The sequence below is a fragment of the Nonomuraea rhodomycinica genome (genome assembly GCF_013363995.1).
Taxonomy (GTDB): Bacteria; Actinomycetota; Actinomycetes; order Streptosporangiales; family Streptosporangiaceae; genus Nonomuraea; species Nonomuraea rhodomycinica.
On record NZ_JABWGO010000012.1, the window covers coordinates 185,221 to 195,542 of the forward strand.

Sequence of the window (10,322 nt, forward strand, 5' to 3'; positions counted from 1 at the left end):
CTCCTAGTAGGTAAACCCGTAGACGGCGACCTCGATGGGCGCGGACGAACCGGTCCAGATCGAGCAGCGAGCAGCCAGCCGAACCCCCGCTGGAATGCACGTCGACAGAGGAACGAACGGAGGCGACTGCGGGTAGACGCAGACGGGGCTGTTCTCGACTCGCACGTAGTGGTTAGGCACGATGATCGTTTCGTTGCCGGGCGAGCCCACTGCGATGTCGATCGCGTAGCGGGTGTCGGTCGGTGTGGAAGTGGACGATTGGGCCAGCACCATCAGCGCGTGGATCGGGGCCGTGGTTGCTGCCGTGATCTGCGCGTAGGAGCCCTTGACGTTGAGCGTTCCGGATGGAGTGACGTTCGTAGCGTCTATCGGTGACGCCACCACGCCGTAGGTGGTGATGCGGCCCGGCACTGACAAGCCGCAATCCGGCTCGCCAACGTAGGCGGTGGCCGTCGTCCAGATGTTCATGGAGACTGCGCCGGCCAGGCGCGCCCGGATCGTGGCGCCTGCGGGTATGTGCAATGGGAACGCCAGTGTGCCGTGGTCACGGTAGCCGACGACCAGGTTCGCCGCGAGGATCGTTTCCGAACCTGCGCTGCCGATGCCGATGTCCATGAGGGCGGCACGGTCACCTGACGCACTGATCTGGTCGTTTCCGAGGTTGAGCCATGAGGCGGGCCGGTCCGCCGGGAGGGTGAGCAGGGTGACCCAGGCGCCTTTGCTGTTGGGGGCGGAGCCGTTCACGTTTACCGCGTCGCCGGCGACGATTTTGGTGGGGAAGGGCGGGATGGGCCACTGCATCGCGCGGGTCACCCCCTGACCGGCATCAAGTCGAACCTTTGCGCGAGAATGTGGACGTGGAACCGTCACGCGTCGAGCTGCACAACTGGCCGTACAACCCCGCCGAGCCAGGCGGCTGGGTCGCGCCGTACGGCAACCCCATCCACCGCTGGCGGGTCACCCACGTCCACGCCCGCTACATCGCGCCGAAGGTGCTGCCGGGCGACCTCGACGAGCACGGCCGGCCGATGAAGCCGCGCATCGAACTCCACGCCTACCTCGTCGACCTGGACGGTAGCCAGTTCGGGTTGCCGGACCACGAGCATGTGCTGCTGCACCAGGTGCCGCCGGTAGGCTGGTGGCTGATCAAGCCGGCGGACGATGAGCACCTCGCCCGGATCGCCCGGTTCAAGGTCTAGGCGGCGGCACGGTAGCGGTCGCGCAGCGAGGCGCGCAGTTGGTCGCGGAGCTCGGGCGTGGCGGGTACCTGCTCGCCGCGGGCGATGCACCCGTCGATGGTGGCGAGGTCGTCGTAGCAGTAGTAGACGGCGCGGTCCACGGTGCCGAGCTGGCGGGCCTGGTAGCGGCGCGCCCACTGCCTGATCGTCCCGGGCTTCTTGCGGAGGCGGGCGGCGGCGGTCTGCGCGGTGACGGGCTCGGGGATCACGTTCACCCCCTGGAACGCGTAATGCCCTCCGCGGTGAGGCGTGAGGGCATTCGTGTGGTAACCGCGAGAAGTGTTACACACCGCTGGTCAGGCGGGCAAGCCGAGCCATTCCCGGACGCTCAGCCCGAGCGCGGACTCGGGGATGGCGATGGGCAGCAGGCGGGGGATGACGAGCACGCCGTCGGCGACAGGGTGCACGTCGCAGGCGAGCGTGTCGATATCCGTCATAAGATCCATTATCGCAGGTGGGGCCTGCTGGATGCCAACAGTTGACGCTGCTTGTGCTGCCAGATCTCGAAGAACAGGTCGGTCGCGCTGTACGTCCAATGAGCAGCCGGAAGGCCGGCGATGAACTCTCGGGCGCCCGGCGCATCTCCCACCTTCTCCATCAGCTCCCGGCGCATCGCCTCGCCCGCCTGTTCGAGCGACTTCCGCACGGGGGCGAACAGGTCGCCGCCAGCGTGGCCCTGCTCGGCGGCGATCGCGCAGGCGCGCTCCTCGATGCGGGCGTCGAGGTTCGCGATCGTCTCGCGCAGCGTCTCGGCGAGTGCTGCGGCTTCGGCCATCGGGTCGCGGTCAACCATCGACGCCTACCTTCAGATGCTGGGCCTCGCCCTGCGCGAACGCCGCGCCGAGCGCATACGCGGGGGAGCGGTCGAGCAGCCCGCGGGCGCGGTCGTAGCGGCGCGTGGTGCGCGGGTCGGCGTGGCCGAGCAGGTCCTGCACGACGTGCAGCGGATGCTGCTCCAGCAGGTAGGTGGCGATCGAGTGCCGCACCGAGTGCGGCGACAGCGACTCCCACTGCGGGACGCCGGCGGCCTTGGCGATACGGCGCACGAGCCGGTACACGTACGGCTGGTCGATCGGCCGGCCAGTCGAGGTGCTGAACAGCGGGCCGGGCTTGGCGCCTCGCTCTACCAGGTAGGCGTCGAGGGCGACGGACGCGTACGGCGGGATGATGAACCGCTTCGTCTTCGTGCCCCCGCGGCCCTTGACCGGCAGGTCGATGACCCGGTTGCCCTTGTCGTAGCCGAGCGCGTCCACCCCGACGGCGACGACACCACCGACGCGGCAGGCGGTGACGACCAGCAGGCACAGCAGCGCGTAGGTGCGGGCGGTCTCGTACTGGCGACTGTGGGCCAGCATCCGGTCGAGCTCATCCTTCGACAGGCTGCGCGTCTTGGACACGTCCTCGACGGCGGGCCGCTCCATGTCGAGCAGCGGGTTGCGCTGGGCGGCGCCCGCGCGCACGAGGTACCGGTACCAGGAAGAGACGGCGGCGAGACGGCGGGCGCGGGTGGAGTCGGCGAGCCCGGCCGCGCGCAGCGCCGCGGCATACCGGTCGGCCTCGAGCGGGTGGACGTCGGCGGGGTCGAGTCCGCGGGCGTGGAGGTAGTGCAGCCACCAGCCGAGGTCGGTGACGTAGCTGGCGCGGGTGCTCGGGCTGGCCCGCTTCTCGCCGTCGAGCCACGCGGCGGTGGAGGCGACGGCGAGCGGGGTCATGCCGGCGGCGTGCATGAGTTCGACGAGGGCGCGGTCGTCGCGGGCCGGTGGCCGGCCGCGTAACGGGATGGGGGAGTCGGCGAGGGGGGTGAGTGCGGCAGCGTCATGGATCACTGGTGATCTTCTTTCGGAGGGGGATCCGTCTGACCCGAGGCTACGCCGGTACGCTACCTGATAACAGACATTCTTATGTAGTGGCAATGATCTCTATCGGGCCCCTGTAGGACGCTCAGCCGCCGCGCTTCTCGCCAGGCTTGGCGAGCCGGTCACGGACCCGCGCCGGGATCGGGAAGTCCGTGTCCGCGTGCCACTCCTCGTGCCGCCACGTCTGGTCGCCGGAGGTGCCGCTCACCTGGACCATGGCGAAGCAGCGCGGGCAGGTCGCGTAGCTGAGCCACCCGTCCGCCGTCTGGACCGCGGTCTCGAGCCAGCCCTGCAGGCGGGGACGGCCGGCGTGCGCGCCTTCGTCGATCAGGAACCAGTGCGTCATCTCGCGGTCAGCTCCTCTTGCTGCTGATGTTGGTCGGCCTGCTCTGCATACTCGCGGTCGTGCTCCCTCTCGTTCAACAGGCGGCAGCACGAGCCGCACTCGTAGTACCCGTCATCCCGGCGCTGCACCTGCCGTTCCCGGCAGCGCGGGCACTCGATCGGTGACCGCCGTGCCGTGGGATCCGACTTGGTCATCCGAAGCAGCCGCCGGTGCCAGCGCAGGATGTCGAGCCCCACCTCGACCGACCACGGGTCGAGGAGGATGTTGTCGAGCTGGCCGAGCAGCCACCCGACGGTGCGCATCCGGGCGTCAGCGCCGCGCGCGCGGCGCGGTCGGGGCGGGTAGCCGCGTGCCGGCCGCCACGCGTCCTCCACCGAGACGAGGAACCCGAACAGATCGTCCAGCTCCTCCACGAGCTGCCGATGGTCGAGCGGCTTGACGCCGTTCGGGCCCGCCATGGCAGCGCCGCGGTGGCCATCCACGCTGGCGGCGAGCAGCGCGCCGATGTCGTCCAGCTCGCCGAGCGCGTGGCGGATGATGCTCGGGCAGCGGCGGCACCAGACGGGCTCGCCCTCGTGGACCGGCATGCCGGGTTGCTCGGGCGCGACCGGCTGCGGTCCGCGGTCGTCGCCGGGCAGCCGCAGCCACGCCGTCATGGCGTCGGCGTGGTCGGCGAGCGCCTGGTCGTACGACGTCCATGCCGCGCGGGCGGCCCGGTTGCAGATGCCGGGGCAGGCGTTCGGGTTGATCGGCACGGTGCTACTCCCCCTGATCGGTACTGGTGTGGCTGTCCTCGGAGAGCAGAGCGCGGGTGCGGCTCGCTCCGGTGGTGGAGATCCAGGCAATCGTGCTGCTGCCGACCGCGAGGTAGGCGGCGCTCTCCAGCCACATGCCGTCGAGGAGGAAGAACACGGCGGCGTGGGCCAGGATGTAGGCCAGGTCGGCGATGAGGCCGAGGATGGTCAGGTGCACCGCGATCCGGGCGGGGCGGTTCATCGGCTCCGCCTCCGGTACTCGGCCTTCACCCTCGACGCTCCGGGCCCGGGCCGCCCGGTGACGAGCTGCCACCGCCACCAGGTGAGCCGGGACGCGGGTGCGGTGAGGGTCAGCGAGATGCGGAGTGGCCACCGGATGGGTTCGGCGTGCGGGAGGTCGTCGATGATGACGAGCCCGTCGTCGACGACGTGGCCGACGACCTGCCAGCCGGGCTCGTCCGGCCGGGTGCCGACGGGGGCGACGTAGACGCGGTTCACGGCTGCTCCCGGGCGAGGGCGTCGCGGATGCGCTGGCAGGCGGCCGGGTACTCGGCGACGCGGAGCGGGTTGCCGGCGTGGTTCATGACGAGGTCGAGGTCGGCCCTGGCGACGGTCACCATGCCGGGCAGGTCCTGGCCAGCGAGCACGACGAGCAGGTCGCGGCGCACGTCGTCGGGGCACAGGTGGTCGTGGGTGGGGTGCCCCTCCCGGCCGAGGTGGTCGGCGAGCGCTTGGATGCGGGCGTTGACGGTCGCGAGGTCAGGCATGGTCGGGCTCCTGTCCGTCGAGGATCTGCCTGGTGTCGCATGGTGCGAGGGTGATGCAGGTCGGGCAGTACCGGCCGGACTGCGAGTTCGTCTTGGCGAGCTCGTCGGCGGACGGGTGCCGTTCGCGAGCAGCGGCGATGACCGCGTCGGCGTGCTCCGCGCGGGCGGCCATCCGGGCGAGTTCTCGCCGCTGGACGCTGTCCTGACGGTCGAACTCCTGGCGCAGATCGTCGAGGCGCGTCTGGACGCTCTGGCGTGTGCGTTCCGTCTCGGCCTTGGCGTCGGCGGCGGCTTGCTCGGCGGTGGTGATGCGGGGGGCGGCGATCTCGGCGGCGCGCCGGTCGATGTGATCCTGCAGGCTGACGATCATTTCGCGGAGGGTGGTGAGGGCGAACGCCTCGTCCCCTCGTAGCGCGGTCTCGGTCACTGGTCCTCGTCTCTGCGGAGGGATGGGGCCTGTTCTGTGCTGCACAGCATCGCCCAGGATGCATCTCTGCGGCGCTGTAGCGGTCCTGGGCGGGTTTTCTCGGCGGGTTCGGGCTATGGCTCAGCCGCGCGGCGGCTGGCCTCGAGGATGCCGCGGATGCACGTCGTCTCGATGTCGCCGAGGGCGCGCCGGATGTACCGCATGCCCTCGCGGGTGAGCGGCACCGTGGTCTTCAGGCCGGTGATGCCGTTCAGGCCCGTCCACTCGTAGTCGTCAGGGTGGATCTCCACGGTGAACCGCACATGCGGAGCCCGACCCTGACGGCAGAGCGCCCGGTAGTCGCGTTTGGCCTGCTGCCACTCCAGCATGCGGCGGATGGCGCAGCGGATGCGGATCACGACGCACCTCCGGCGACCTCGAGGAGGATGCCCGGCACGACGGTCGGCACCAGGGAGCGTTGCGCGGCGGTCAGGTCGAGCGCGTCGAGGATGCGGGAGATCGCCCCGGCCAGCAGAGCGCCCTGAGCCTCCGCCAGCCTGATCTCCCGGTCGGCGATCCCCATGTCGTGCGCCACCCGGGCGTACCGGACGCACCGGTCCCGCTCCTCCGCCTCGAGCTTGGCGAGCCCGCGGACGGCTTCGCCGGACTCGTACACGCCCACGCTCGGCGACGCGCTGAAGGTGTGCCCGACGAGCCCTTCGCCGTAGCCGACACCGCGCGACGGGTCCGCCTCGGCGAGCTGCTGCTCGAGCAGGCCGGCGTAGATGTGCACCCTGGCCCACGACATCTGCAGCATCGCCATGACGGCCTCGGCCGGGCTGACGTCCTGCCGGCCGGGCACCGCGCGCCACGCCGACAGGGCCTCGCCCTTGGCCTTCGCCACCGCGGTGGACACGCCAGCGTGTGTACGGCACGCCGCCGTGCCCCGGATCGCCAGGCCGTGGCAGCGGGACTGGCTGCGCTTCGACTGCTTCGAACACTCCCACTTGCCGTGCTGGTCGCACCAGGCCGCGCCCGCGGCGCGCATGAGGTCGTCGCTGGTCAAGAGGTCACCTCGGGGATGTGGAGGATGTAGGGCTGCCCGCACTGCCCGATGCGGTAGCGGCGGCCGGGGGCGGGTTGGTGCCAGTGGGTGCGCTCGCAGTGGGGGCAGGTGACGATGGCCCACTGCCTTCCGGGGACGATGCGGGCGATCGCGATGGCGGTGATGAGGCACACCTCGATGGGGGCTTTGCCGTCGTGTCGGGCTGGCTGGGGGCGTCCGCAGACGGTGGTGCAGCCGTCGGGGCAGACGCCCATGGTGTCGGGGCGCCCGCAGATGAGGCAGAGGGCGGCGCAGGGGATGCGCCCGGCCCAGGGCCGCGGCAGGCCGAGGACGTGCCGGCGGTTGTGGCGCTTGGTGGTGTTCTCGGGTTGCGGTTCGGGGGCGGGGTCGTCCCACAGGGTGGGCTGTTCGAGGAGGGCGGCGGGGCGGTTCATCGGGCGCCGCCGCGGGGTCGGGCTGTACCTGGGCTGTCCCCTGTACCACCCCTATAAGGGGGTGGTACAAGGTACAGGTTGCCGGTGGTACAGGTTGGGACAGTCAGGGGTACAGGTCTGACCTGCGGCGATGCGAGGTCTTGGTACAGGTTGGGACAGTCAGTGGTACAGGTCAAAATCGGGACCTGTACCAACGCGATTTGGTACAGGTTTTTCGGTACAAACCGGGACATTCTTCCAAGCCTCCTTACGCCGAGTTCTGGGCTTCCTTGAGGGCCCGCACAACCTCCACGAGATGGCCGTTGTTGGTCGGCAGCGACACCTTGTTCTGCGCCGCCCACTGCTTCAGCCGGTCCCTGCCGAACCCCGCCGGCACGCCGCGCATGATGAGGTCGTCCACGTAGGTCTGGATGCGCGCCCTGTGCGCGTCAGCGGCGGTGGAGTCGGTCAGCTCATGCCGGGTCCGGCCGGCCAGCCACGCCCCGCCACGCTCCTTCTCGCCCCGCCGCGTGATGTGGAAGACGTCGTCGCCCAGACCGGTCCGGGTGTGGGTGCGCAGCATCTTGAGCCGGGTGGTGACCGCCTCAACGGTGTCGGTGAAGGTCCGGGTTTCGTCGTACGCGGTGAGCTCCCACACGTGGTCGACGTCCTGCGTCTTCGCCGAGGATCCGCGGGAGCCCTTCTCGATGTCCTTGCCGAAGTGGTCGAGCCGGACCGAGGCGATGCCGCGGGACTTGAGCGGCTCGTGGACGCGCCGGTACAGCTCGAGCCAGGTGTCGGAGTCGTTCTCCTTGCCGGAGATGTAGCGGGAGACGGTGTCGAGGATGACGACGTCGCGGGGCTGTTCGTCGACGATGGCGAGCAGTTCGCTGGCGGCGGTGTCGGAGGCGTTGAGGGCGCCGGAGAAGCGGGGGAACATCCGGTAGTCGAAGCGCTCGTTGAGGACGGCGAGGTCGTCGTCGGTGGCGCCGAACGCGGACAGGCGGGTGACGATGTCGCGCAGCGAGTTTTCGCGGTCGAAGTAGAGGACGTTGATGGGTTCGCGGCGGATGTCGCCGAGCGCGGGCCTGCCGGTGATGGCTCGCCAGATCCAGTCGAGGGTGAAGATGGACTTGCCGACCTTGCCGTCGCCGACGAGGGCGACTTGCTGGCCGCGCTCCAGCCACCGCCCGGGCAGCCAGTTGATTTCGCTGAAGTCGGTGGCGAACGCGTCCGTCCAGTCGAGGCGGGGGAACCGGTCGCTGGTGTCGCCGGCGGGGGCGCCGCCGATGGAGAGGTTGTCGGCGGACTTGAGGAGGTCCTCGCCGAGGGTGCGCAGCCGGTCGGGCCCGTCGTCGGGGTCCTGTTCCTTGATCTCGCGGATGGCGCGCTCGAGCTTGTAGATGCTCTCGCGGTTGGACCAGTGCCGCATGACGATGCGGGCGTGGTAGGCGGGGTCGCCGGCGAGGAGCCCTGCCGACATGACGGTGTGCAGGTAGTCGCCGCCGCCGGCTTGGCCGAGGGTTTTGTTGCGCTGCAGGTAGTCGTGGACGGCGATGGTGTCGGTGGGGGCGTCTTGGTCGGCGAGGTCGAGGATGGCGCTGTAGATGACCTGGTGCTGGCTGCGGAAGAACGCCCGGGGTTCGGGGATGACGGCGCGGATGTGCGGGACGATGTAGAGCACGGTCATGCAGGTGCCGAGGACCGCCTGCTCGGCTTGGAGGTCCCACAGTTGGTTGGGGTCCTGCTCGGAGGTCAACCGGTCCCCCCTGGACGGTGTGCGTTCGGATGGTGGGCTATGGGGTGGGGCGGCGTGGCCGTGTCAGAACAGCGGGTCCTGCGCGCGTCCCTCGAGCGGTTCGTCGGTGATGGCCCCGGCCTGCCGGGCTTTCTCCTGGTGCTTGTCGGCGCAGGTGTCGCAGGAGAGGGCGCTGTAGAGCGAGCGTCCTGGTCGGCGGCCGGTGATGATGCGGGTGGCTGGCCGCCGGCAGGTGCTGCACCAGGACATGCGGACCTCCTGGGCGCCTCATGCGATCGCCTCGTCGTCGAACAGCGCGGGCTGCGAGTCGGGGACGGGCTCCGGCTTCGGTAGTCCGAGGGCTCGGGCCCGTTCTCCCGGGTCCGTGGTGCGCCACTGGGCGAGCCGGCAGTAGCCGGCGGAACGGTCGATGCTCACGCCGCGGCGGCCAAGCGTGGCCGCGACCAGCGCGGTGGTGCCGCTGCCGCCGAACGGGTCGAGCACCAGGCCGTCCTCTGGTGACCAGCCGAGGACGATTCGCCGCACCAGCGCCGGCGGGTACGCAGCGTCGTGGCCGACCGTCAGCTCCTCGGGGGCCTGGAGCGGCTGGGTGGCGATCTCCCACACGCTGCCTGGGATCGCGCCCAGCGGGTTCGGCCCGGCGTAGTCGCCGGTCGCCGTCCGGGCGATGTTCCGGTCTCGGGCGGCGAACGCGGTCACGCCCGCGGTCCGCCGCGGCGCTTTGTGGGGCTCGCGGATCGCGTCGGTGGCGGAGAAGTACCGCTGGCGCAGCGTGAAGTGGAAGACCTGCTCGTGGCTGCGTCGGGCCCGGTCGGTCACCGACTCCGGCATCGGGGACGGCTTCGACCACACGATCTCCGAGCGGAGGATCAGGCCGAGCTGGTCGATGCAGCCGATCGCGTACCGCCACGGCAACCCGATCAGCGACTTCTCCGGCAGGTCCTTTGGGCGGACGTAGCGGGGGCTGTCCGCGCGGCCGGTGTAGCCGTCGCTGCTGCCCCTCCATGCGCCGCGGGTGCGGTTGGCCCACTTGTCGCCGAGGACGACGAACAGCGACCCGGACGGCTTCAACACGCGCACCCACTCCGCGGTGGCCTCCCAGAGCGCGCCGAGGTAGCCCCACGGGGTGGGCTCGTTGCCGATCTGCCCTTCCAGGCTGGCGTCGCCATCGCGGTAGTCCCGCAGAGCCCAGTAGGGCGGGCTCGTGCAGATGAGGTCCACCGAGGCGTCGGGCAGCGGCAGGTTGCGGGCGTCGCCGCGGAGCACGATCGCGCGGTCGTTCACGCTGTCTCCTTGAGCAGGTCGGTGTCGATCGCGATCACCAGACCGTGGGCGAGTTTGATGAGCGGGCGTCCGCCGTCGGCGATGTGGGCGCGGGCGATGATGGCTGCGACGCCGGTGGTGAGCCCGCCTTCGGTGAGGCGGATCATCAGGGCGGCGATCTGCAACTCCTGCTGGGGCCATTCGCGGGGTTTGCCGTGGCCGTGGCGGCCGGGTTGGAGGTGGCCGTGGGCGATCCACCGGTTGAGGGTGCGCATGGTGAGCCCGCGGTCGAGGACGTCCTGCAGGGTGAGCTGGTTCATGCTGTGGCCTCGCCGTGCTGGGCGGTGCAGGTGGCGCACCGGCTGGTGGGCGGGCAGTACAGCCGGTTGGGGGCGCAGTGCGCGCCTTGGCCTGGCTCGGGCTGGCCGGCGAGTGCGGCCGGTGTGCAGGTAG

At 70.5% G+C, this 10,322-nt stretch carries 19 protein-coding genes; 1 reads left to right on the forward strand and 18 read right to left on the reverse strand.

Annotation, left to right across the window (positions count from 1 at the left end):
- Positions 1–3: 3 nt before the first annotated feature.
- Entirely contained in the window at positions 4–801 is a 798-nt protein-coding gene (locus HT134_RS36435; RefSeq protein WP_175605020.1) for a hypothetical protein, read from the reverse strand.
- Positions 802–857: 56 nt separating this feature from the next.
- Here HT134_RS36435 and HT134_RS36440 point away from each other — a divergent pair, with 56 nt between their 5' ends.
- Positions 858–1,199 carry a hypothetical protein gene (locus HT134_RS36440; protein WP_175605021.1) on the forward strand — a complete coding sequence of 114 codons (342 nt, stop codon included), beginning with the start codon at positions 858–860 and terminating at the stop codon, positions 1,197–1,199.
- Here HT134_RS36440 and HT134_RS36445 read toward each other — a convergent pair.
- The 17 genes from HT134_RS36445 to HT134_RS36530 form a co-directional block, all read right to left on the reverse strand.
- Positions 1,196–1,447 (reverse strand): hypothetical protein, encoded by a 252-nt coding sequence (locus HT134_RS36445; RefSeq protein WP_175605022.1) that lies wholly within the window; start codon positions 1,445–1,447, stop codon positions 1,196–1,198. The two genes, HT134_RS36440 and HT134_RS36445, sit on opposite strands and share 4 nt — an antisense overlap.
- A gap of 87 nt (positions 1,448–1,534) precedes the next feature.
- A complete protein-coding gene (locus HT134_RS36450; protein ID WP_175605023.1) occupies positions 1,535–1,675 on the reverse strand; it encodes a hypothetical protein in 141 nt (46 codons plus the stop codon).
- 8 nt (positions 1,676–1,683) lie between these two features.
- On the reverse strand, positions 1,684–2,031 hold the full coding sequence (locus HT134_RS36455) for a hypothetical protein (protein ID WP_175605024.1): 348 nt from the start codon (positions 2,029–2,031) through the stop codon (positions 1,684–1,686).
- Positions 2,024–3,064 (reverse strand): tyrosine-type recombinase/integrase, encoded by a 1,041-nt coding sequence (locus tag HT134_RS36460; protein WP_175605025.1) that lies wholly within the window; start codon positions 3,062–3,064, stop codon positions 2,024–2,026. Before HT134_RS36460 ends, HT134_RS36455 begins: the two co-directional genes overlap by 8 nt.
- A gap of 115 nt (positions 3,065–3,179) precedes the next feature.
- Positions 3,180–3,440, reverse strand: a complete 261-nt coding sequence (locus tag HT134_RS36465) for a hypothetical protein (protein WP_175605026.1) — start codon at positions 3,438–3,440, stop codon at positions 3,180–3,182.
- On the reverse strand, positions 3,437–4,195 hold the full coding sequence (locus tag HT134_RS36470; RefSeq protein WP_175605027.1) for a hypothetical protein: 759 nt from the start codon (positions 4,193–4,195) through the stop codon (positions 3,437–3,439). The genes HT134_RS36465 and HT134_RS36470 overlap by 4 nt, the downstream gene beginning before the upstream one ends.
- 4 nt (positions 4,196–4,199) lie before the next feature.
- Positions 4,200–4,436 (reverse strand): hypothetical protein, encoded by a 237-nt coding sequence (locus HT134_RS36475; protein WP_175605028.1) that lies wholly within the window; start codon positions 4,434–4,436, stop codon positions 4,200–4,202.
- A complete protein-coding gene (locus HT134_RS36480) occupies positions 4,433–4,693 on the reverse strand; it encodes a hypothetical protein (protein WP_175605029.1) in 261 nt (86 codons plus the stop codon). The genes HT134_RS36475 and HT134_RS36480 overlap by 4 nt, the downstream gene beginning before the upstream one ends.
- Positions 4,690–4,962, reverse strand: coding sequence for a hypothetical protein (locus tag HT134_RS36485; protein WP_175605030.1), 273 nt, complete (start codon positions 4,960–4,962; stop codon positions 4,690–4,692). Before HT134_RS36485 ends, HT134_RS36480 begins: the two co-directional genes overlap by 4 nt.
- Positions 4,955–5,389 (reverse strand): hypothetical protein, encoded by a 435-nt coding sequence (locus tag HT134_RS36490; protein ID WP_175605031.1) that lies wholly within the window; start codon positions 5,387–5,389, stop codon positions 4,955–4,957. The genes HT134_RS36485 and HT134_RS36490 overlap by 8 nt, the downstream gene beginning before the upstream one ends.
- A gap of 113 nt (positions 5,390–5,502) precedes the next feature.
- Positions 5,503–5,787, reverse strand: coding sequence for a hypothetical protein (locus HT134_RS36495; protein WP_175605032.1), 285 nt, complete (start codon positions 5,785–5,787; stop codon positions 5,503–5,505).
- Positions 5,784–6,434 (reverse strand): hypothetical protein, encoded by a 651-nt coding sequence (locus HT134_RS36500; protein WP_175605033.1) that lies wholly within the window; start codon positions 6,432–6,434, stop codon positions 5,784–5,786. Before HT134_RS36500 ends, HT134_RS36495 begins: the two co-directional genes overlap by 4 nt.
- Complete coding sequence (locus tag HT134_RS36505; protein ID WP_175605034.1) at positions 6,431–6,868, reverse strand: hypothetical protein; 438 nt, start codon at positions 6,866–6,868, stop codon at positions 6,431–6,433. The genes HT134_RS36500 and HT134_RS36505 overlap by 4 nt, the downstream gene beginning before the upstream one ends.
- A 247-nt stretch (positions 6,869–7,115) precedes the next feature.
- The gene (locus HT134_RS36510; RefSeq protein WP_217708784.1) at positions 7,116–8,606 is read right to left on the reverse strand and encodes an AAA family ATPase; all 1,491 of its coding nucleotides are present in this window, start codon (positions 8,604–8,606) and stop codon (positions 7,116–7,118) included.
- A 63-nt stretch (positions 8,607–8,669) separates the two neighbouring features.
- Positions 8,670–8,855, reverse strand: a complete 186-nt coding sequence (locus HT134_RS36520) for a hypothetical protein (RefSeq protein ID WP_175605035.1) — start codon at positions 8,853–8,855, stop codon at positions 8,670–8,672.
- A gap of 18 nt (positions 8,856–8,873) precedes the next feature.
- Complete coding sequence (locus HT134_RS36525) at positions 8,874–9,890, reverse strand: DNA-methyltransferase (RefSeq protein ID WP_175605036.1); 1,017 nt, start codon at positions 9,888–9,890, stop codon at positions 8,874–8,876.
- On the reverse strand, positions 9,887–10,189 hold the full coding sequence (locus HT134_RS36530; RefSeq protein ID WP_175605037.1) for a MerR family transcriptional regulator: 303 nt from the start codon (positions 10,187–10,189) through the stop codon (positions 9,887–9,889). Before HT134_RS36530 ends, HT134_RS36525 begins: the two co-directional genes overlap by 4 nt.
- Between the last annotated feature and the right edge of the window lie 133 nt (positions 10,190–10,322).

What these genes read in the sequence shown, in the direction of transcription:
- HT134_RS36435 (WP_175605020.1), bottom strand. Translation starts at nt 801, where the DNA reads ATGCAGTGGCCCATCCCGCCCTTCCCCACCAAAATCGTCGCCGGCGAC.
- HT134_RS36450 (WP_175605023.1), bottom strand. Translation starts at nt 1,675, where the DNA reads ATGACGGATATCGACACGCTCGCCTGCGACGTGCACCCTGTCGCCGAC.
- HT134_RS36455 (WP_175605024.1), bottom strand. Translation starts at nt 2,031, where the DNA reads ATGGTTGACCGCGACCCGATGGCCGAAGCCGCAGCACTCGCCGAGACG.
- HT134_RS36465 (WP_175605026.1), bottom strand. Translation starts at nt 3,440, where the DNA reads ATGACGCACTGGTTCCTGATCGACGAAGGCGCGCACGCCGGCCGTCCC.
- HT134_RS36475 (WP_175605028.1), bottom strand. Translation starts at nt 4,436, where the DNA reads ATGAACCGCCCCGCCCGGATCGCGGTGCACCTGACCATCCTCGGCCTC.
- HT134_RS36485 (WP_175605030.1), bottom strand. Translation starts at nt 4,962, where the DNA reads ATGCCTGACCTCGCGACCGTCAACGCCCGCATCCAAGCGCTCGCCGAC.
- HT134_RS36505 (WP_175605034.1), bottom strand. Translation starts at nt 6,868, where the DNA reads ATGAACCGCCCCGCCGCCCTCCTCGAACAGCCCACCCTGTGGGACGAC.
- HT134_RS36520 (WP_175605035.1), bottom strand. Translation starts at nt 8,855, where the DNA reads ATGTCCTGGTGCAGCACCTGCCGGCGGCCAGCCACCCGCATCATCACC.
- HT134_RS36530 (WP_175605037.1), bottom strand. Translation starts at nt 10,189, where the DNA reads ATGAACCAGCTCACCCTGCAGGACGTCCTCGACCGCGGGCTCACCATG.